The sequence below is a fragment of the Propionibacterium australiense genome (assembly GCF_003666605.1).
In the GTDB taxonomy this organism is placed as follows: Bacteria; Actinomycetota; Actinomycetes; order Propionibacteriales; family Propionibacteriaceae; genus Propionibacterium; species Propionibacterium australiense.
The window spans coordinates 279345-298935 of record NZ_RCIV01000002.1 but is presented as its reverse complement, the minus strand read 5'-3'; the positions used below and the strand labels follow the sequence as shown (position 1 = coordinate 298935).

The following is a 19591-nucleotide window of genomic DNA, read 5'->3' as shown; positions in this document are numbered from 1 at the left end:
TCGTCAACCCGTGAGGCCCGCTTCGGCGCGCGGGGCGGGTTTGACTCTGTGCGCTCCCGGAGGGATTCGAACCCTCGCACCCGCCTCCGGAGGGCGGTGCTCTATCCCCTGAGCTACGGGAGCATGACCCGCCGTGGCGGACCGCTCCTCAGCATAGCGCCCCAGTGGTGACGGAGGCGAACAACGGCGCGCCGGTGCCGGCTGCCTGGAAAGCCTCGGCCCGGTCTGGAAGTATTGTGCATCGTGACCCACATGCATGTTGCCGGCGCGGTTCACGCCGATGTCGCAGCTCCGAGCCCCCAGTGGCTCTCCCGGCCCGCCGATCCCAATGCCCTCGACCCGGCGCTGTGGAGCAGCACGGTCCGGCGCAACGAGGCGGGCAGCCTTGAGGTGGGCGGCGTCGACGTGCGGACCGCCATCGAGCGTGAAGGCTCACCGGTCTACCTCTTCGACGAGGCCGATTTCCGGTCCCGCGCCCGTGCCTTCGCCCAGTCCTTCCGCGGCTGGGACGTCTACTACGCCGGCAAGGCGATGCTGACCCGCACGATTGCGCGCATCATCGCGGAGGAGGGCCTCGATCTCGACGTCTGCTCCGGTGGCGAGTTGACCGTGGCGCTCGCCGGGGGGATGGATCCGGATCGCATCGGCATGCACGGCAACAACAAGACCACCGAGGAACTCGAACTGGCTCTGCGCAGCGGTGTGGGGCGCATCATCGTCGACTCCCTCGACGAGATCGCCCGCATCGAGGAGCTGTGCCGGGCAGGCGGCTGGCGGGCCAGGGTCATGGTGCGGGTGACCCCGGGCGTCGAGGCGCACACACACGAGTACATCGCCACGGCTCACGAGGACCAGAAGTTCGGTTTCTCGATCGCCAACGGCCAGGCCATGGTCGCCATGGTCCGCTGCCACTACAGTCCCTACACCGAGCTGCTGGGGGTGCACAGTCACATCGGCTCCCAGATCTTCGACACCGGCGGTTTCGAGATCGCCGCGCGCCGCACCATCAAACTGATGAGTCAGTTCGCCGACGCCACGGGAGTTCACCCGCCTCAGCTGGACCTGGGGGGTGGTTTCGGCATCGCCTACACGAGCGCGGACTCCCCGGCCACCCCCGATCACCTGGCCGCCGGCCTGCGGGACATCGTCGAGCACGAGGCGCGCGCCTACAACATCGAGGTGCCCCGCATGTCCATCGAGCCGGGCCGTGCGATCGCCGGCCCCAGCACCATGGCCGTCTACACGGTCGGCACGGTGAAGGTCGTGGACCTGGACGGGGGCGCCCAGCGCCTGTACGTGAGCGTCGACGGCGGCATGAGCGACAACATCCGTCCGGCGCTGTACGCGGCCGAGTACTCGGGTGTCCTGGCCAACCGCGCCTCCGGGGAGACCGCCGTGCTGTCCCGGGTCGTCGGCAAGCACTGCGAGGGCGGCGACATCCTGGTTCGTGACGTCTTCCTGCCCGGTGACGTCGTCCCCGGTGACCTCATCGCGGTGCCGGGGATGGGTGCCTACAGCCGCGAGATGGCCAGCAACTACAACCACGCGCTGCGACCGCCCGTGGTCCGCGTGAGCGGGGGCGAACTGCACCCGATGATCCGCCGTGAGACCATGGAGGACCTGATGAGTCTGGATGTTGGTGACTGAGAGGGCGAGATGACCGACGAGACGAAGAATCCGAGCACCCGTGACGTGCTGAAGGTCGCACTGCTGGGGTGCGGCACGGTGGGCGCCCAGGTGGCTCACACGCTGCTGACCCAGCACGAGGACCTCGCGGCGAAGAGCGGCTGTGCGCTCGAGCTGGTGGGGATCGCGGTGCGCGATGCCTCCCTGCCACGTCCGGGCATCCCCGACGAGTTGCTCACCGAGGACCCTGTCACCTTGGTCGCCGACAGCGGTGCCGACATCGTCATCGAACTCATCGGCGGCATCGAGCCGGCGCGCCGGCTCATCCTGTCCGCGATCGAGCACGGCGCCTCCGTCGTCACCGCCAACAAGGCACTGCTGGCCAAGCACGGTGAGGAGATCTACACCGCTGCTGAGCGCGAGGGTGTCGACATCTACTACGAGGCTGCGGTGGCCGGTGCCATCCCGATCGTGCGGCCACTGCGCGAGTCGCTCGTCGGCGATCAGATCCTGGCTGTCATGGGCATCGTCAACGGCACCACCAACTACATCCTCGACAAGATGACCACCGAGCACCAGGACTTCGCGACCGCCCTGGCGACCGCGCAGAAGCTCGGTTTCGCCGAGGCCGACCCGACGGCCGACATCGAAGGCTTCGACGCCGCCTCCAAGGCCGCCATCCTGGCCTCCCTGGCCTACCACTCGACGGTTCGCATCGATGACGTCTACCGCGAGGGCATCACCGGTGTCACGAGCGAGGACATCACGGCAGCCGAGCTGGCGGACTGCGTCATCAAGCTGCTGGCCGTCGCCCGGCTCGACGATGAGGGTCGCATCGAGGTGCGCGTGCACCCGGTCATGGTTCCGCACGCTCACCCGCTCGCGATGGTCTCCGGCGCCAACAACGCGATCTTCATCGAGGCCGCCAATGCGGGCCGGCTCATGTTCATGGGGCCCGGTGCCGGTGGCTCGCCGACGGCCAGTGCCGTGACCGGTGACCTGGTGACCGTCGCCCGCAACCGGCTGCGCGGTGTCGAGAACCCGGCCCACTCGGTGTACCAGGGTCTCCAGATCGCACCGATGCGGCAGACCCGCACCCGCTACCACCTGAGGTTCCAGGTCGCCGATCAGCCCGGCGTGCTCGCCGCGGTGGCCGGTCTGCTGGCCCAGCACCGCGTGTCGATCCACTCCGTGCACCAGCACGCCGAACGTCTCGAGGACCGCCCCGACCTCGCCGTCCTGTCGATGGTCACCCACACGGCGCGTGAGGCCGACGTCATGGCCTGCATCACCGAACTCGAGAAGACCAGCTACGTCCACGGCCAGGTACGTTTCATGCGCGTCGAGGGCGTCTGAGTGGTCGGGGAGCTGACGAGGAGAACAGGGAGCACCATGCATGTTGTCTGTCTGGACATGGAGGGCGTTCTCGTCCCCGAGATCTGGATCAATGTCGCCGAGGCCACCGGCATCGATGAGCTGCGTCTGACCACGCGGGACATCAGTGACTACGACGAACTGATGGGGCATCGCCTCAAGGTCATGGCCGAGCACGACCTGAGACTGGGCACCATCAAGGAGGTCATCGCGGACATGGGTCCCATGCCCGGTGCCGTCGATTTCCTCGACTGGTTGCGCGAGCGCTGGCAGGTCGTCATCCTGTCGGACACCTTCTACGACTTCGCCGAGCCCCTGATGGCTCAGATGGGCCGTCCGACCATCTTCTGCCACAACTTGATCATCGACGACGACCGGGTCGCAGGGTACCGGCTGCGCATGGCGGACCAGAAGCGCGAGGCGGTCAGGGCCTTCCGCGGGCTGAACTTCACGACCATGGCTGCGGGGGACTCCTACAACGACACCCGCATGCTGCTCGAGGCCGACTACGGTGCGTTGTTCTGCCCGCCCCCCAACGTCATCAGCGAGTTCCCGGATCTGCCCATCGCCACCGACTACGATGCACTGGCCAGGCTCTTCGAGCAGGCCGCGGAGCGCATCGAGGCCCGCTGAGGAGCGTCCGGGATTCTCGTGTTCACACCGTGTGCAGTTCACCGCCGTTGTGGTGCGCTGCTACAGTGGTCCCGTGACGAGGCGCCTCAGCCCTTGTCCTCACATGGCCCGGGTGTTGAGCCAAACGGGCCGGTACCCGAATCCTCATTCGCTCAGGGGCTCACTGTGCTCAGTGCTGCAGGGCCAGACGCGATCCGGAGTTCGCCGAACCGACCCCTCAACACCGTGACGCGCCGCACGAATGTGCCGATCCGCCACCGGCGGAGGGTGCCGTGCCGTGTCCGGGCACAACAGACGTCAGCCGTCACCGGCGAACCGGTGCGGCGCCGAACGGCTCCCCGACACGGCGCGGGAGCCCCATGCGGTTGTTGAAAGGAATCCAGTGACCGAAACCCAGGCTGTCTCCGCCGCGGCGGGCGGGGGCTCCACCACCGCCGCACTGAGCGCCATGAAGCTGTCCGAGCTGAAGGCAGTCGCAGCCAAGCTCGGTATCAAGGGCGTCGGCAACATGCGCAAGGGCGATCTGATCGAGGTGATCGGTGCCCACCGTCCCGAAGCGGGCGAGCAGCAGGAAGCGCCCAGGCAGTCGGCCCGCCGCCGGAACGGCGCACAGTCCCAGCAGAGCAGCAGCCGCTCCAGCCGCGAGACCGCCGAGCAGGCGAGCCGCGAGGCCGCGGAGCAGGCGGCTGGGCCGGGCGCACCCCCCAGCACCACGGCTGATGAGGCGGCGCTGTCCACCGCCGCTGCCGTGGCGGCCCGCCTCGAGGCGGCCGAGCAGCGCTCCGGCGACCGCCGCCAGCGGGAGAGCGCCGCCGACTCCGGCGAAGGGCGGGACAAGGCCTCCCGGGGCACTGGCAACGACACCGCCGACGAGATCGGCGCTCGCCTCGACCGTCTCTCCGGGAAGACCGGTGAGAACGAATCCGGCAGAGCCGCCGCGAACGGCGGCGAGCAGCGTCGCAACCGCGACCACAACCGTCGTGACGATGAGGAGTCCGGCGGCTCGCGCCGCTCGCGCCGCCGCCGCAACCGCGATCGTTCCAACCGTCGCCGGGGCGGCATGAACGAACTGGAGGACCCGGTGGTGCGCGAGGACGACGTCCTGGTGGACGTCTCGGGCATCCTCGACGTCCTCGACAACTACGCCTTCGTCCGCACCAGCGGCTATCTGCCGGGGCCCAGCGACGCCTACGTCTCGCTGTCGATGGTTCGCAAGAACGGTCTGCGCAAGGGCGACGTCATCACCGGTGCCATCCGCCAGCCCCGCGAGGGCGAGCGACGGGAGAAGTACAACCCGCTCGTGCGGCTGGACACCGTCAACGGCACCACGCCCGAGAACATGAGGCGGCGACCCGAGTTCGCCAAGCTCACGCCGCTGTACCCGCAGGAACGCCTGCGCATGGAGACGACTCCGACCAACATGACAGGCCGCATCATCGACCTCATGTCGCCGATCGGCAAGGGCCAGCGAGGTCTCGTCGTCTCCCCGCCGAAGGCGGGCAAGACGATGGTGATGCAGAGCATCGCCAATGCCATCACCGTCAACAACCCCGAGGTGCACCTCATGGTCGTCCTCGTCGACGAGCGCCCCGAGGAGGTCACCGACTTCCAGCGCACGACGACCGCCGAGGTCATCGCCTCGACCTTCGACCGCCCCGCCGAGGACCACACGACCATCGCCGAACTGGCCATCGAACGCGCCAAGCGCCTGGTCGAGCTGGGCCGCGACGTCGTCATCCTGCTCGACGGCATCACCCGTCTCGGGCGCGCCTACAACCTGGCCGCCCCGGCCTCGGGTCGGATCCTCTCCGGCGGCGTCGACTCGGCGGCCCTGTACCCGCCCAAGAAGTTCTTCGGGGCGGCCCGCAACATCGAGAACGGCGGTTCGTTGACGATCCTCGCCACCGCGCTGGTCGAGACCGGCTCCAAGATGGACGAGGTCATCTTCGAGGAGTTCAAGGGCACCGGGAACATGGAGCTGCGCCTGTCGCGCCAGCTCGCCGACAAACGCATCTTCCCGGCCATCAACGTGGACGCCTCCAGTACCCGCCGTGAGGAACTGCTGATGAGCGCGCAGGAGCGCGACATCATCTGGAAGCTGCGGCGCGTGCTGTCCGGCCTCGACGAGCAGAAGGCCACCGAGACCCTCCTCGGCCGGCTGCGCAAGACCCGCAACAACTCCGAGTTCCTGGTCGTCATCTCGCGTACGACGCCCGGCGGCGACTGATGCCGCACCGAGATCCAGCGAGGCTGGATGGGTCCAGCCCCATCGGCTACCATTGAGCGGCGCTCCGGTTCACGCCCGTCCCCGCACTCCGCGCGGGGCTCGCTGAGGGCGACCCGGAACGAGGAAACAGGAGAAGAACATGAAGAAGGCAACTCATCCCGAGTACCACGACGTCAAGGTCGTGTGCACCTGCGGCAACGGGTTCACCACACGCAGCACCTACCCCGGCCAGACCATGTCAGCCGACGTGTGCAGCAGCTGCCACCCCTTCTACACCGGCAAGCAGAAGATCCTCGACACCGGTGGTCGTGTGGCCCGCTTCGAGCGTCGATACGGCAAGCGTCAAGGGGCCAAGTAGACCCGTGACAACAGGCGCCGGGGGAGTTCCCTCGGCGCCTGAGTCGTCTCCACGCCGTCTCCCGGCACACTGATCCCCCCGAACGGGCCCGGCCGATCCGGAAGGAGAGCCACGTGTTCGAAGCCGCGCAGTCGCTGCGCGACGAGTTCTGCGCGCTGCAGACCCAGCTGACCGATCCAGCGGTGATCGGCGACTCCAAGCGCTCGCGCCTCCTCGGACGCCGTTACTCGGAGCTGACCGGCATCGTGAGGGCCCTCGACGAGTACGACCAGCTCACCGACGATCTCGCGGCCGCCGAGGAACTGGCCGGCGAGGACCCGGCGTTCGCAGCCGAGGCCGTCTCGCTCGGCGCCCGCCGGGAGGCCGTCGCCGAGCGGCTCACCCGCCTGCTGGCACCCCGCGATCCCAACGACGCCAATGACGCGATCATGGAGATCAAGTCCGGCGAGGGCGGCGAGGAGTCCGCCCTGTTCGCCGCCGACCTGCTGACCATGTACCGACGCTACGCCGAGCACGTCGGCTGGGGCGTCGAGGTCCTCGAGGCGGAGGGGACCGACCTGGGCGGTTACAAGTCGGTCACGGTGGCCTTCCGCGCCCGCCCGGGGCAGGGCGCCGACGAGTCACCCTATGGTGTCCTCAAGTTCGAGGGCGGCGTGCACCGGGTCCAGCGCGTGCCCGTCACCGAGTCGGCCGGACGGATCCACACCTCGGCCGCCGGCGTCCTCGTCATGCCGGACGTCGAGGACGACGAGGTCGAGATCGATCCCGACGAGCTGCGCATCGACGTCTACCGCTCCACCGGCAAGGGCGGCCAGGGAGTCAACACCACCGACTCCGCGGTACGGATCACCCATCTGCCCAGCGGCATCGTCGTCACCTGCCAGGACCAGCGCAGCCAGCTGCAGAACAAGGAGCAGGCCATGCGCATCCTGCGCGCCCGGCTCGTCGCAGCCGCCGAGCAGGAGGCGGCCGCCGCCGCGGAGCAGGCCCGGCGTTCCCAGGTGCGCACGGTCGACCGCTCCGAGCGGATCCGCACCTACAACTTCCCCGAGAACCGCATCACCGATCACCGCATCGGCTTCAAGGCGCACAACCTGGACGCCGTCCTCGCCGGCGAACTCGGCCCGGTGCTCGCTGCACTCCACGAGGCCGACCTGGCCGAACGCCTCGACCGGGTGGGGCAGCGATGAGCCCCCGGCGTCCCGCCGCGATGATCAAGGAGGGCATCGAGCGGCTCGCGCGGGCCGGCCTGCCGACGCCCAGGGCCGACGCCCGGCTGCTGCTGGCCCATGCCGCTCGCATGGAACCATCCGGGCTCGCCACGACGCGTGAGCTCGATGAGCTCGTGGCCCGACGCTACGAGGAACTGCTCACCCGCCGCGGCAGCGGTGAACCCCTCCAGTACCTGACCGGCGTGGCATGGTTCCGCAGGATCAAGGTGCTCGTCGGACCCGGCGTGTTCATCCCGCGCCCCGAGACCGAGACCGTCGTCCAGTTCGCGCTGCGCACGCTCGTCGCCCTGCGCCCGGTCACGGGGCCGGAACCGGTCGTCGTCGACCTGTGCACGGGTTCGGGCGTCATCGCGGCCTCGATCGCCGAGGAGTATCCCGGCCGGCCACGCATCTGGGCCGTCGAGGCTTCCGAGGCGGCCCTGCCATGGGCCCGGCTCAACCTGGAACCGCGCGGCGTCGAGCTCGTGCACGCCGACATGGCCGATGCCCTGCACGAACTCGACGACCGTGTCGACCTGGTCGTCGCGAACCCGCCGTACGTCCCCGAGTCCGCTGCCGCCCAGCTGCCCGACGACGTGCTCGGGCACGAACCCCACGAGGCCCTCTTCGCAGGCGAGGACGGCCTGGACGCCCTGCGCGTGCTCGCCGGCACCGCGGCCAGGCTCCTGAGACCGGGCGGCTGGTTCGTGGCGGAGCACGACGACACGCAGGGTGGTACCGCCCCGCGGCTGCTCGCCGGCACCGGGGCCTTCCACACGATCGAGGATCACCTGGACCTGACCGGCAGGCCTCGCTTCGTCAGCGCGGTGCGCGGATCCGGGGCACTCGGCCCCGAGGTGGAAGAATGAGCACCGTGAGTGAGGCCAAGCAGATCGAGACAGCCTCCGCTGCCGGCGACGCGCCCGCCGTGCGCTTCGACCTGCGCACCCAGCGCGACGAGGCGATGGCAGCGGCCCGGCGCGCCGTGGAGGCCGGGCGAACGATCGTCCTGCCAACCGACACCGTCTACGGGATCGGCGCCGACCCGTTCTCGCCGCAGGCCGTCCAGGGCCTTCTCGACGCCAAGCACCGCGGTCGGGACATGCCACCGCCGGTCCTCATCGCCGAACCCGCCATGCTGCCGGCCCTGGCCGCTGCGATACCGCCGGGCGCCAAGCGCATGGTGGCCAGGTTCTGGCCCGGTGCCCTCACCCTGATCCTGCGCGCCCCGACGAGCCTGCGGATGGACCTGGGGGAGAGCGGTGGCACGATCGCCGTCCGCGTGCCCGACAACGACGATGCCCGTGAACTGCTGCGTCACACCGGGCCACTGGCCGTCTCGAGCGCGAACGTCTCCGGGCAGGAGGCCGCCACCGACGTGGATCGTGCCCGGGCCATGCTCGGGGACTCGGTCGCCGTCTACCTCGACGGCGGGCCGACGCCCGGCTCGACGGCTTCGACGATCGTCGACTTCACCAAGAAGTACGCCGGTCGCATTCTTCGCGCCGGGACGATTGGCTACGAGGAACTGCTCGAGTGCAGCCCGGGTCTTGAGGACGCCGAGCCGCCGGCCCCCGATCCCGGCGCCGGCGAACGGCCGGACGGCCAGGCTCCCGGAGCGGCCGGGACCCCCGATCCCGCCGGGACGCACGACCGGACGACGAGCTGAGACGGCCCATGCGCGAGTACGTCCTGGTCATGCTCATCGCGGCCCTCGGCACGTTCCTGTTCTGCGGGCCGTGCCGGCGTGCCGCCGTGCGCACCGGCGCTCTGGCGCCGGTACGCGAACGCGACGTGCACTCGCGTCCGACGCCCTACCTGGGCGGCATGGCCATGCTCATCGGCGTGCTGGCGGCCTTCCTCCTCGCCATCCACCTGCCCTTCCTCGGGCGCCACGCCACACTGACGCACGACGCCCTGGGCATCTTCGCCGCCGCCGCCGTCATCTGCGTCATCGGCGCCATCGACGACGCGATCGACCTGCCGTGGATGGCCAAGATCGCCGGGCAGGTGCTCGCCGCCGGCGTCGTCGTCCTCAACGGCGTGCGCATGTACTGGGTGAGCCTGCCGCACCAGATCATCGCCCTCGACACGCCGACGTCGCTGCTCGTCACGGTGCTGTACATCTTCGTCTGCGTGAACGCCATCAACCTCATCGACGGATTGGACGGTCTCGCCGCCGGTGTCGTGGGCATCGGCGCGTTCGCGCTGTTCGTCTACACCTATCTGCTGGCCTACCAGCAGCAGTTCGTCGTCGCGACGACGGCCTCGCTGGTCAGCGCGACGATCGCCGGGGTCTGCGCCGGTTTCCTGCCGCACAACTTCCACCGGGCCCGCATGTTCATGGGCGACTCGGGATCCATGCTGCTGGGCCTGCTACTGGCCTGCAGCATGATCTCGCTGACGGGGCAGATCGACTCCTCCGCCCTGACCCCCAGCAGCGGCGACGTCCTGCCGGCACTGCTGCCCATCCTGCTGCCGATCGCCGTCATGGCGATCCCGCTGGCGGACCTGACGCTGGCCTACGTCCGCCGGACCTGGAACGGCAACTGGTGGTTCGTGGCCGACAAGAAGCACCTGCACCACCGCCTGCTCCAGCGCGGGCACTCGCAGGTCAAGGCCGTCCTCATCATGTACATGTGGACCGCCCTCGTCGCCTTCGGCGTCATCGTCCTCGGCCTGGTCTGGAACGGCTGGCTCCTCACCGGGCTGGTCCTGCTCGTCATCGTGGCCGTCCTCGTCACGATCGGCCCGCTCAGCAGGGCCCGCCGCACCGCAAGGCAGAACGCCTCGTGACGGATCGGCCGGCCGAGCGCCCCTGGCAGCGCACGATGCTGCGCTGGGGGCTGGCCTGGGCGCTGCTGTACAGCATCCCGGCCGCCGTCGCCGGCCTCCTCGTCGCGGGCGGCGACGGACTCAGGGGCTGGGCAACGGCACTGCTCGTCGTCGGGGCGTACTTCGTGGCGAGCGTCCTCGGGGACTCCCGCGCCCTGCGCACGCCGGGCACGCGGGCCCTCGGCCCGCTCCTGGCAGGGTTCGTCGCCAGGGCGGCCGCGGTGATCCTCGTGATGCATGGACTCGAGGCGGCCGGCTGGTTCGCTGAGCGGGATCGCATGGACTGGTTCGCCTGGACGACGGTAACCTTGGTGTGCGGTTGGTCCTTCGGGATCATCTGGGCTCAGCGTCGGACGCGGAGCTACATCTACGACGGCAACGATGCGGAGGGGGTCGCCGGTGAGTGATCATCAGCTCGAGACCCCGACGAACGGAGCCGAGTCCTCTCCCGCGGGCAACGGTGTGGCGGCCGTGCCCTATCTGCTCGCCGGCATCGGTTTCTACGGTGCGCTCGGCTGGCTCGCCGATCATTTCCTCCACACCCGCCTGTGCCTGCCCGTCGGGCTCGTGCTGGGTGCGGCGGCAGCCGTCTACCTGATCGTCAAGAGGTTCGGAGGCGACGCATGAGCACTGCCCAGACAACGATTCCCGGTCAGGCCACGAAGAAGGGCTCCAGCCCGGCCCTCATCGCGGTCCTCGTCATCGTCGTGTGGATCGCGGCCACCAAGGCCTCCCAGCTCCTCACCGGTGCGGCCAGCAGCTGGGAGTCGCCGAGCACCGAGGACTTCCAGTTCGAGGGCTGGTTCGGCATCTGGTGGTTCAACAAACCGCTCCTGCTGGCACTCGTCGCCTTCGTCGGGATCCTGGTGTTCTGGCTCATCGCCTCGCGCAAGCTGAGGATCGTGCCCACCAAGGCGCAGTTCTTCGCCGAGTACGTCTACAACTTCGTGCGCAACATCGGCCGCGACATGATCGGCCCCGGATACCGCAGGTTCGTGCCCTATCTGCTCACCGTCTTCTGCTTCGTGCTCGTCAGCAACTGGTTCGGTGAGCTCTTCCTGTTCATGTTCCCGACGTTCTCGCGGGTCAGCTACGCCTATGCGGCGGCGATCTGCACCTTCGCGGCATACGTCGTGTCGGGTTTCAAACAGCACGGGCTGGGCTACCTGAAGGTCGCCATGGTGCCCTCGGGGGTACCGATCTGGTTGACCCCGGTGATCATCCCGCTCGAATTCATCTCGGCCTTCATCACCCGGCCACTGACCCTGTCGGTCCGACTCTTCGCGAACATGTTCGCCGGCCACATGTCGATCATGGTCTTCGTCGGCGGCGGCGCGGCACTGCTCACCTGGGCGCACAACGCTTTCTACAACGTCACCGGCGTGGTGGCGCTGCTCTTCGGCATGGTCATGCTGTGCTTGGAGCTCTTCATCGGCTTCCTGCAGGCCTACATCTTCACGATGCTGACAGCGCAGTACATCGGCTCCTCCGTCGGCGAGGCCCACTGAGGGGCCATCCGGTCGTCTTCACCCGACAAGAAACCGAAAGGAAATGCAATGACTCCGTTGGAGATTAGCGGTTCGCTGAACGTTCTGGGCTACGGTCTGGCGACGCTCGGCCCTGCCATCGGCGTGGCACTCATCTTCTACGCCGGCATCAACGGCATCGCCCGTCAGCCCGAGGCCAGGGGCACGATCATGCAGCCGGTCTACATCGGTTTCGCCATTGTCGAGGCCCTGGCGATCCTCGGGTTCGTCCTCGCCTTCGTCGTGCGGTGAGTAGTCCGCGATGACACCGTTCGAACTGGTGCCCCTGCTCGACCTGGGCCCCCTGCTGCCCGAACTGCCCGAGTTCCTCGCCGGACTGGCGCTGCTCGCGCTCATGTGGCTGATCATGGCCAAGATGGTCGCTCCCCGCTTCGAGGAGCTCTACGAGCGGCGCGCCAACGAGATCGAGGGCGGCATCAGGCACGCCGAGCGGGTGCAGGCAGAGGCCGACGCCGCCAAGGCCGAGTACCAGAGGCAGCTCGAGCAGGTCCGTGCCGAGTCCTCCCGCGCCCGCGACGAGGCCAGGGAGCAGGGCGAGCAGATCATCGCCGAGGCGAAGGAGCGGGCGGCCCAGGAACAGGCGCGCATGATCGCCGAGGCGAGGGCCCAGATCGCCGTCGAACGCGAGATCGCCATGAGCGAGCTCCGCTCGCAGGTGGGTGTCCTGGCCACGACGCTGGCCGGCAGGATCCTGTCGGAGTCCCTCAGCGACGACGAACGCGCCCGCCACACGGTCGACCGCTTCCTGGCTGAGCTGGAGACCCAGCCCGTCCGTGCCCAGGACGCGGGGGAGTGAACCACGATGGCAGAGAACCGGTTCGCGGCACTCGACGCAGCGGCAGGCGGGCTCACGCCGGACGCGACGCTGGTCGACGATCTCTTCCAGGTCGTCGAGGCCCTGCGCGCCAATCCTCAGCTGCGCCGCGCCCTGACCGACACGAGTCTCGCCGCCGCTGCCCGCGGGCGGCTCGCCGAGCGGCTGTTCGGTCAGCGGATCGGTTCGGTAGCGGTGGACCTGCTGGCCACCGCCGCCGCCATGGACTGGCGATTCGGTCTGGAGCTGGCCGACGCCCTTGAGAGGCAGGGCGTGCGCAGCGCGGTACGCTCGGGCGATCCCGCCACGGTCCGCGACGAGCTCGGCGCCTGCGCCCGCCTGATCGGTGAGCTTCCGCAGATCGAGCAGGCCCTGTCGGCGCACGGATCCGGGCCCGAGCAGCGATCCGCGTTCGTGACGAGGCTGTTCGGTCCCAGGATCAGTGCCGCCACGCTCCTCCTCGTCCAGCACGCGGCCCGCCGTGGTGGCCGGGTCGGCCGGACGATCGCGGGCTACGAGGAGATCGCCTCGGCTGTTCTCGGCAGGCTGCTCGCCCGGGTCACCGTGGCCAGGGCACTGCCCGCCGACCAGGCCGAACGGCTGAGTGAGCAGCTTGCCCGGGTCTACGCCACACCGGTCGACCTGAGCATCAGCATCGACCCCGAGGTGCTCGGCGGGGTCCTCGTGCGCGTCGGCGACGAGGTGATCGACGGGACGATCGCGACCACCCTGGATCAGGCCCGCAGGCAGCTCGCCTGATCCCCACAGACCAGGCCCCGCGGGGCCCACATGCAGGAATCGAGGAAGACAGGACGCCATGGCTGAACTGAGTATCAGCTCGGAGGAGATCCGTAGCGCACTGGCCAGTTTCGTGGAGAGCTTCACGCCCGCTCAGGCCGTACCCGAGGAAGTGGGGCGCGTGGTGAGCTCGGGGGATGGCATCGCGCGCGTCGAGGGACTGCCGCGCGCGATGGCCAACGAGCTGCTGCGCTTCGAGAACGGCACGATGGGCATCGCCCTCAACCTCGAGGCCCGTGAGATCGGTGCCGTCATCCTGGGTGACTCCGAGGGCATCGACGAGGGCTCGGTCGTGCGCGGCACCGGTGAGATCCTCTCGGTGCCGGTCGGCGACGGATACCTCGGCCGTGTCGTGGACGCCATGGGCAATCCGATCGACGGCAAGGGCCCGCTGACCGACGTCGAGGGACGTCGCGCCCTGGAGCTGCAGGCCGCCGACGTCATGCACCGGCAGGAGGTCCGAGAGCCGCTCATGACCGGCCTGAAGGCCATCGACTCGATGGTCCCGATCGGCCGCGGCCAGCGCGAACTCATCATCGGCGACCGGAAGACCGGCAAGACCACCATCGCCACCGACACGATCATCAACCAGCGCGAGAACTGGCTGTCCGGCGACCCGGCCAAGCAGGTCCGCTGCATCTACGTGGCCGTCGGCCAGAAGAACTCGACCGTCACCGAGGTCCGGGAGAACCTCGAGAGGGCGGGCGCGATGGAGTACACCACCATCGTCAACGCCCCGGCCTCCGAGCCCGCGGGCTTCAAGTACATCGCCCCGTACGCCGGCTCGGCCATCGGCCAGCACTGGATGTACGCGGGCAAGCACGTCCTCATCGTCTTCGACGACCTGACCAAGCAGGCCGAGGCCTACCGCGCCATGTCGCTGCTGCTGCGCCGGCCACCGGGACGCGAGGCCTATCCCGGCGACGTCTTCTACCTGCACAGCCGTCTGCTGGAGCGCTGCGCCAAGCTGTCCGACGATCTCGGCGCCGGCTCGATGACGGGTCTGCCGATCGTCGAGACCAAGGCCAACGACATCTCGGCCTACATCCCGACCAATGTCATCTCGATCACCGACGGGCAGATCTTCCTGCAGTCGGATCTGTTCAACGCCAACCAGCGCCCGGCCGTCGACGTCGGCCTGTCCGTCAGCCGGGTCGGGGGCGCCGCCCAGACCAAGGCCATGAAGCAGGTCTCCGGCACGCTGAAGATCGACCTGGCCCAGTACCGCGACATGCAGGCCTTCGCCATGTTCGCCTCCGACCTGGACGCGACGAGCCGCCGCCAGCTGGATCGGGGCGCTCGCCTCACCGAGCTGCTGCGCCAGAGCCAGGCGAGCCCGGTCCCGATGGCCGAGCAGGCCGTGGCCCTGTGGTCCGGCGTCAACGGCCACCTCGACATCGTCCCGGTCGAGGACGTGCTGCGCTTCGTCGACGAGTTCATCGAGCATCTGCGCGAGCAGAGCGACGTCCTCGCGGCGATCGCGAGTTCCGGCGAGCTGGCGGCCGAGTCCACCGAGGAACTCGCCCGCCAGATCGATGTCTTCTCGGACATCTTCCGCACCAGCGACGGCCAGCCGCTGAAACGCGGTGAGGCCGAAGAGGTCGACGGAGAGGACATCAGCCAGGTCAAGATCGTCGCCACGAAGAGGTCCTGACATGCCCGCATCCCTCCGCGAGCTGAGGCAGCGCAGGAACTCCGTGGCCACGACGATGAAGATCACCAAGGCCATGGAGCTCATCGCCGCCTCGCGTGTCACGAAGGCGCAGCTGAAGGCCCGCAAATCGGACGACTACACCCGCGAGCTGGTCAAGGCGGTCTCGTCGGCGGCGGCCTATTCCAGTGTCGACCACCCGCTGACGAACGACATCACCGACGCCACACGTGTGGCCATCCTCGTGGTGAACTCGGATCGGGGTCTGGCCGGCGGCTACCCGTCCAATGTGATGAGGGCGACCGAGGGACTCATCACCCGGCTGCGCGACCTCGGCCGGGAGATCGACATCTACACCGTCGGACGCAAGGCCCGCGACTACTTCACCTTCCGCGGCGTCGAACTGGCCGGCTCCTGGACCGGTTTCAGCGACGACCCGCACTACCGGCACGCCTACGAGATCGGGAACAGACTGATCGAGGCGTTCCTGCGGCCCACCGACAAGGGCGGCGTCGACTCGATCCACGTGGTGTTCACCCGCTTCCGGTCCCTCGTCACCCAGGAGACCGAGATCATCCGGCTGCTGCCCCTCAAGATCGTCGAGGACAGCGGCGACCTGGCCGAGAGCCCCGACGAGGCGCTGGAACGCCCCGAGGGCTTCGTTCCCCCGTACCTGTTCGAGCCCGACCCCGAGACCGTGCTCGGTGCGCTGCTGCCGTTGTACGTCATCGACCGCATCAAGTACATGCTCCGTGAGTCCGCCGCTTCGGAGCTGGCCGCCCGGCAGCAGGCCATGCACTCGGCCACCGACAACGCCAGCACCCTCATCGACACCCTCACCAGACAGGCCAACCAGGCCCGCCAGGGCGAGATCACCCAGGAAATCAACGAGATCGTGGGCGGCGCAGGCGCGTTGTCCGAATCCACGCAGGAGATCTGAATGACTGTCACATCCACAGTTCCCGGTTCGGCCGAGACGACGGCCGGCGGCCATGTCCTCCGTGTCATCGGGGCCGTCGTCGACGTCGAGTTCCCCGATGGTCGGGTTCCCGCGATCAACAACGCCCTGCACGTGACCTTCGACTCCGGTGAGGGCGAACGCACGATCACCCTGGAGGTGGCCCTGCAGATCGGGGACAACGCGGTGCGCTGCACCTCGCTGAAACCCACCGACGGCCTGCGCCGCGGCACCCCGGTCGTCGACACCGGTGCACCGATCACCGTGCCGGTCGGGGAGGTCACCAAGGGCCACGTGTGGAACGCCACCGGTGACGTCCTCAACGTCGACCCATCCTCCATCACCGTCACCGAGCGCTGGCCCATCCACCGCGACCCGCCGGCCTTCGACGCCCTCGAACCACGCACCCAGATGCTCGAGACTGGCCTGAAGGTGCTCGATCTGCTGACCCCGTACGTCCAGGGCGGCAAGATCGGCCTGTTCGGCGGCGCCGGCGTGGGCAAGACGGTGCTCATCCAGGAGATGATCTACCGCATCGCCCACAACTTCGGCGGCACATCGGTGTTCGCCGGGGTCGGCGAGCGCACCAGGGAGGGCAACGACCTCATCCACGAGATGGACGAGGCCGGTGTTCTCAAGGACACCGCCCTGGTCTTCGGGCAGATGGACGAGCCGCCCGGCACCAGGCTGAGGGTGGCCCTGAGCGCCCTGACGATGGCCGAGTACTTCCGCGACGTCCAGAACCAGGACGTGCTGCTGTTCATCGACAACATCTTCCGGTTCACCCAGGCCGGCTCGGAGGTCTCCACGCTGCTGGGCCGCATGCCCTCGGCAGTGGGCTACCAGCCCAACCTCGCCGACGAGATGGGTCAGCTCCAGGAGCGCATCACGTCGACGCGCGGGCACTCGATCACCTCGATGCAGGCCATCTACGTACCGGCCGATGACTACACCGACCCGGCCCCGGCCACCACCTTCGCCCACCTCGACGCCACCACCGAGCTGTCCCGCGAGATCGCCTCGCGCGGTCTCTACCCGGCCGTCGACCCGCTGACCAGCACCAGCCGGCTGCTCGCCCCCGAGTACGTCGGCAGGGAGCACTACGAGGTCGCCACGCAGGTCAAGCAGATCCTGCAGCGCAACAAGGAGCTCCAGGACATCATCGCCATCCTGGGCATCGACGAGCTGAGCGAGGAGGACAAGATCGTCGTGGCCCGGGCCCGCCGGGTACAGCAGTTCCTGTCCCAGAACATGTACACGGGCGCCAAGTTCACCGGTGTCGAGGGCTCCACGGTTCCCGTGACGCAGACCGTCGAGAGCTTCAAGATGATCTGCGAGGGCAGGTGCGACGAGATCCCCGAGCAGGCCTTCTTCAACGTCGGTGACCTCGATGACGTCTACAAGAAGTGGGACCAGCTCAAGAAGGAGGCCTGATGGCCGCATCCCTCGAGGTCGCGGTGGTCGCAGCCGACGGCAAGGTCTGGGAGGGCCGGGCCGTCAGCGTGATCGCCAGGACCACCGAAGGTGACATCGGTATCCTGCCCAACCACACGCCGCTGATGGCCGCTCTCGTGCCGTGCGCCGTGCAGATCACCCAGGTCGACGGGGTCACCGAGGTCATCGCCGTCTCCGACGGTTTCGTCTCGGTGTTCAACAACCACGTCTCGTTGCTGAGCGCCTTCGGGGAGATCGCATCAGAGATCTCCGTGGACCAGGCCCGCAGTACGATCGCCCATCTGCACGATGTCGTCGACGCGGGCGAGGCCGACCACGACCAGGTGCGGGCCTACAACCACGCCATCGCGCAGGTGCGCGCCGCCACCAGGGCGGCGGCGCTGGCCGGGGAGGGCGAGGTCGAGATCACACCGGCCCCGGTCCGGATCATCCGGGAGAGGAACTGACCCGGGCTTGGTCCATCGGTGCGGTACGAGTAAGTTTCTGCCATGGGAACGGGAACCGTGATCGTCGCAGTGGCGGGCCTTGTCGTCGCGCTCGTTCTCGTTGTCTGCCTGCTCTGCGTCCTGCGCATCCGGTGGATCTGGTCGCGCGGGGCCGTCTTCGAGTGCCAGCTGCGCCAGGAACAGCCCGTCGTGCGCCCCTGGCACTCCGGCCTGGCACGCTATGAGGGAAACCGTCTCGGCTGGTACCGGGTGCTGTCTCTCGGATACCGGCCCAATGTCGTCATTCATCGCCGCAGGACCGAGTTGCTCGGTCACAGACCGCCCGATGACAAGGACCTGAACCGGCTCACGGCGGGCCAGGAGGTCGTCGCCATCACCCAGCGCTCCGGCCAGGACGAGTCGGCGCTGTGGCACCTGGGCATGGACGTTGAGTGTCTCACTGGCTTCATGAGCTGGCTCGAGGCCGGCCCGCCCGGCGAGGAGCGCTATCGTGCGATGCACCAGTCAGACCGAAACTGAACAGGAGATACGCCGTGCGCGGTGAGTACAAGGTCAGGGGCGGCAAGCTCGTCATCGTCCACGTGGACGAGGTCGACGGCCGCTATGCGAACGCCCATCTGTCGGGGGACTTCTTCCTCGAACCCGACGAAGCCCTCGAACAGATCAACGCCGGTATCAACGGCGTCCCGACCTCGGCCTCGGCCGAAGAACTGGCCGCCTCCATCGAGGCGGCACTCGATGAGAACGCACGGCTGGTCGGATTCGACCCGCTGGCGGTCGCCATTGCCGCCCGTCGCGCCGTCGGCGGTGCCATCAGCTGGGCCGACCTGAGATTCGAGGTCATCGGCCCCGAGGTCATGGATCCGGCCATGCACGTCGCGCTGGACGAGGTCTTCCCGGCCGAGCTGGCCGCCGGGCGCCGAGGCCCGGTGCTGCGTTTCTGGGACTGGGACTCGCCGCTGGTCGTCATCGGTTCCTTCCAGTCGGTGCGCAACGAGATCGACGCCGAGAACGCCGCAGCGTACGGCATCCGCGTCGTCCGCCGCATCACCGGTGGCGGTGCCATGTTCATGGAGCCCGGCAACTGCATCACCTACTCGCTGACGGTGCCCGGCTCACTCGTCGAGGGACTCAGCTACGAGCAGTCCTACGCCTATCTCGATGACTGGGTGCTCGGTGCCCTTGAGGAGGTCGGTGTTCACGCCAGCTACAAGCCGCTCAACGACATCGCAAGCGACAAGGGCAAGATCGGCGGTGCCGCCCAGCGCCGGCTGGTCGGTGGCACGGTCCTGCACCATGTGACGATGAGCTACGACATCGACGCCGACAAGATGATGCAGGTACTGCGCATCGGCCGGGAGAAGCTCTCCGACAAGGGGACGAGGAGCGCCAACAAGCGCGTCGACCCGATGCGTTCGCAGACCGGCCTGCCGCGTGAGGAGATATTCCGGCGCTTCATGGCCTACTTCATGAACCGCTACGACGCCGCCGAGTCAGGCTACCGCCCGGAGGAGATCGCCCAGGCCAGGCGCCTGCTCGACGAGAAGTTCACCACGAACGAGTGGACCTATCGCGTGCCGTGACCGGCGCCCCCTCTCGTGGTTCCCGGCGGGCCGCAAGGCCCCGGGTACCACGAGGCCGGGTAGCGGCCGATCTCG

21 protein-coding genes and 1 tRNA gene are annotated in these 19591 nt (G+C 68.5%); 21 read left to right on the top strand and 1 reads right to left on the bottom strand.

Translation table 11 applies throughout. The features are described 5' to 3' along the window. Window positions 1-51: 51 nt before the first annotated feature. Window positions 52-123: transfer RNA gene (locus D9T14_RS03410), tRNA-Arg, on the bottom strand. 120 nt (window positions 124-243) lie between these two features. Between D9T14_RS03410 and lysA the strand changes: the two genes are divergently transcribed. The 21 genes from lysA (at window position 244) to lplAB (ending at window position 19516) form a co-directional block, all read left to right on the top strand. Then, window positions 244-1647: a diaminopimelate decarboxylase gene (lysA, locus tag D9T14_RS03405; RefSeq protein ID WP_119160884.1), complete on the top strand. Its 1404-nt coding sequence runs from the start codon at window positions 244-246 to the stop codon at window positions 1645-1647. A gap of 9 nt (window positions 1648-1656) precedes the next feature. After that, complete coding sequence (locus tag D9T14_RS03400) at window positions 1657-2982, top strand: homoserine dehydrogenase (RefSeq protein WP_119160747.1); 1326 nt, start codon at window positions 1657-1659, stop codon at window positions 2980-2982. Between the two features lie 36 nt (window positions 2983-3018). Continuing rightward, window positions 3019-3633, top strand: a complete 615-nt coding sequence (thrH, locus tag D9T14_RS03395) for a bifunctional phosphoserine phosphatase/homoserine phosphotransferase ThrH (RefSeq protein ID WP_119160746.1) — start codon at window positions 3019-3021, stop codon at window positions 3631-3633. Window positions 3634-4015: 382 nt separating this feature from the next. Beyond that, a complete protein-coding gene (gene rho / locus D9T14_RS03390; RefSeq protein ID WP_259340960.1) occupies window positions 4016-5860 on the top strand; it encodes a transcription termination factor Rho in 1845 nt (614 codons plus the stop codon). 139 nt (window positions 5861-5999) lie between these two features. Next, window positions 6000-6218: a 50S ribosomal protein L31 gene (gene rpmE / locus D9T14_RS03385; RefSeq protein WP_119160744.1), complete on the top strand. Its 219-nt coding sequence runs from the start codon at window positions 6000-6002 to the stop codon at window positions 6216-6218. A gap of 113 nt (window positions 6219-6331) precedes the next feature. Continuing rightward, on the top strand, window positions 6332-7408 hold the full coding sequence (gene prfA / locus D9T14_RS03380; protein WP_119160743.1) for a peptide chain release factor 1: 1077 nt from the start codon (window positions 6332-6334) through the stop codon (window positions 7406-7408). Next, the gene (prmC, locus tag D9T14_RS03375) at window positions 7405-8298 is read left to right on the top strand and encodes a peptide chain release factor N(5)-glutamine methyltransferase (protein WP_170175692.1); all 894 of its coding nucleotides are present in this window, start codon (window positions 7405-7407) and stop codon (window positions 8296-8298) included. Before prfA ends, prmC begins: the two co-directional genes overlap by 4 nt. Beyond that, the gene (locus D9T14_RS03370; protein WP_119160741.1) at window positions 8295-9098 is read left to right on the top strand and encodes an L-threonylcarbamoyladenylate synthase; all 804 of its coding nucleotides are present in this window, start codon (window positions 8295-8297) and stop codon (window positions 9096-9098) included. The genes prmC and D9T14_RS03370 overlap by 4 nt, the downstream gene beginning before the upstream one ends. A gap of 8 nt (window positions 9099-9106) precedes the next feature. Continuing rightward, window positions 9107-10225 (top strand): MraY family glycosyltransferase, encoded by a 1119-nt coding sequence (locus D9T14_RS03365; protein ID WP_119160740.1) that lies wholly within the window; start codon window positions 9107-9109, stop codon window positions 10223-10225. After that, a complete protein-coding gene (locus D9T14_RS03360; RefSeq protein ID WP_119160739.1) occupies window positions 10222-10671 on the top strand; it encodes a hypothetical protein in 450 nt (149 codons plus the stop codon). Before D9T14_RS03365 ends, D9T14_RS03360 begins: the two co-directional genes overlap by 4 nt. Next, the gene (locus D9T14_RS03355) at window positions 10664-10891 is read left to right on the top strand and encodes an AtpZ/AtpI family protein (RefSeq protein ID WP_119160738.1); all 228 of its coding nucleotides are present in this window, start codon (window positions 10664-10666) and stop codon (window positions 10889-10891) included. Before D9T14_RS03360 ends, D9T14_RS03355 begins: the two co-directional genes overlap by 8 nt. Then, window positions 10888-11772: a F0F1 ATP synthase subunit A gene (gene atpB / locus D9T14_RS03350; RefSeq protein WP_119160737.1), complete on the top strand. Its 885-nt coding sequence runs from the start codon at window positions 10888-10890 to the stop codon at window positions 11770-11772. The genes D9T14_RS03355 and atpB overlap by 4 nt, the downstream gene beginning before the upstream one ends. A 48-nt stretch (window positions 11773-11820) precedes the next feature. Further along, window positions 11821-12042, top strand: a complete 222-nt coding sequence (locus D9T14_RS03345; RefSeq protein ID WP_119160736.1) for an ATP synthase F0 subunit c — start codon at window positions 11821-11823, stop codon at window positions 12040-12042. 10 nt (window positions 12043-12052) lie between these two features. Continuing rightward, the gene (locus tag D9T14_RS03340; protein ID WP_119160735.1) at window positions 12053-12607 is read left to right on the top strand and encodes a F0F1 ATP synthase subunit B; all 555 of its coding nucleotides are present in this window, start codon (window positions 12053-12055) and stop codon (window positions 12605-12607) included. A gap of 6 nt (window positions 12608-12613) precedes the next feature. Next, window positions 12614-13384 (top strand): F0F1 ATP synthase subunit delta, encoded by a 771-nt coding sequence (locus D9T14_RS03335; RefSeq protein ID WP_119160734.1) that lies wholly within the window; start codon window positions 12614-12616, stop codon window positions 13382-13384. A gap of 58 nt (window positions 13385-13442) precedes the next feature. Continuing rightward, the gene (atpA, locus tag D9T14_RS03330) at window positions 13443-15077 is read left to right on the top strand and encodes a F0F1 ATP synthase subunit alpha (protein WP_119160733.1); all 1635 of its coding nucleotides are present in this window, start codon (window positions 13443-13445) and stop codon (window positions 15075-15077) included. Window position 15078: 1 nt separating this feature from the next. After that, window positions 15079-16014 carry a F0F1 ATP synthase subunit gamma gene (locus D9T14_RS03325; protein WP_119160732.1) on the top strand — a complete coding sequence of 312 codons (936 nt, stop codon included), beginning with the start codon at window positions 15079-15081 and terminating at the stop codon, window positions 16012-16014. Then, a complete protein-coding gene (atpD, locus tag D9T14_RS03320; protein WP_119160731.1) occupies window positions 16015-17466 on the top strand; it encodes a F0F1 ATP synthase subunit beta in 1452 nt (483 codons plus the stop codon). Beyond that, entirely contained in the window at window positions 17466-17933 is a 468-nt protein-coding gene (locus D9T14_RS03315) for a F0F1 ATP synthase subunit epsilon (protein ID WP_119160730.1), read from the top strand. Before atpD ends, D9T14_RS03315 begins: the two co-directional genes overlap by 1 nt. 42 nt (window positions 17934-17975) lie before the next feature. Continuing rightward, window positions 17976-18452, top strand: coding sequence for a DUF2550 domain-containing protein (locus D9T14_RS03310; protein ID WP_119160729.1), 477 nt, complete (start codon window positions 17976-17978; stop codon window positions 18450-18452). Window positions 18453-18466: 14 nt separating this feature from the next. Continuing rightward, on the top strand, window positions 18467-19516 hold the full coding sequence (gene lplAB / locus D9T14_RS03305; RefSeq protein ID WP_119160728.1) for a lipoate-protein ligase LplAB: 1050 nt from the start codon (window positions 18467-18469) through the stop codon (window positions 19514-19516). Window positions 19517-19591 lie beyond the last annotated feature (75 nt).

Bases quoted from the DNA above. Each gene is read 5' to 3' on its own strand.
- D9T14_RS03400 (WP_119160747.1), top strand. From the start codon at position 1,657: ATGACCGACGAGACGAAGAATCCGAGCACCCGTGACGTGCTGAAGGTC.
- thrH (WP_119160746.1), top strand. From the start codon at position 3,019: ATGCATGTTGTCTGTCTGGACATGGAGGGCGTTCTCGTCCCCGAGATC.
- rpmE (WP_119160744.1), top strand. From the start codon at position 6,000: ATGAAGAAGGCAACTCATCCCGAGTACCACGACGTCAAGGTCGTGTGC.
- prmC (WP_170175692.1), top strand. From the start codon at position 7,405: ATGAGCCCCCGGCGTCCCGCCGCGATGATCAAGGAGGGCATCGAGCGG.
- D9T14_RS03370 (WP_119160741.1), top strand. From the start codon at position 8,295: ATGAGCACCGTGAGTGAGGCCAAGCAGATCGAGACAGCCTCCGCTGCC.
- D9T14_RS03365 (WP_119160740.1), top strand. From the start codon at position 9,107: ATGCGCGAGTACGTCCTGGTCATGCTCATCGCGGCCCTCGGCACGTTC.
- atpB (WP_119160737.1), top strand. From the start codon at position 10,888: ATGAGCACTGCCCAGACAACGATTCCCGGTCAGGCCACGAAGAAGGGC.
- D9T14_RS03345 (WP_119160736.1), top strand. From the start codon at position 11,821: ATGACTCCGTTGGAGATTAGCGGTTCGCTGAACGTTCTGGGCTACGGT.
- D9T14_RS03340 (WP_119160735.1), top strand. From the start codon at position 12,053: ATGACACCGTTCGAACTGGTGCCCCTGCTCGACCTGGGCCCCCTGCTG.
- D9T14_RS03335 (WP_119160734.1), top strand. From the start codon at position 12,614: ATGGCAGAGAACCGGTTCGCGGCACTCGACGCAGCGGCAGGCGGGCTC.
- atpA (WP_119160733.1), top strand. From the start codon at position 13,443: ATGGCTGAACTGAGTATCAGCTCGGAGGAGATCCGTAGCGCACTGGCC.
- D9T14_RS03325 (WP_119160732.1), top strand. From the start codon at position 15,079: ATGCCCGCATCCCTCCGCGAGCTGAGGCAGCGCAGGAACTCCGTGGCC.
- atpD (WP_119160731.1), top strand. From the start codon at position 16,015: ATGACTGTCACATCCACAGTTCCCGGTTCGGCCGAGACGACGGCCGGC.
- D9T14_RS03315 (WP_119160730.1), top strand. From the start codon at position 17,466: ATGGCCGCATCCCTCGAGGTCGCGGTGGTCGCAGCCGACGGCAAGGTC.
- D9T14_RS03310 (WP_119160729.1), top strand. From the start codon at position 17,976: ATGGGAACGGGAACCGTGATCGTCGCAGTGGCGGGCCTTGTCGTCGCG.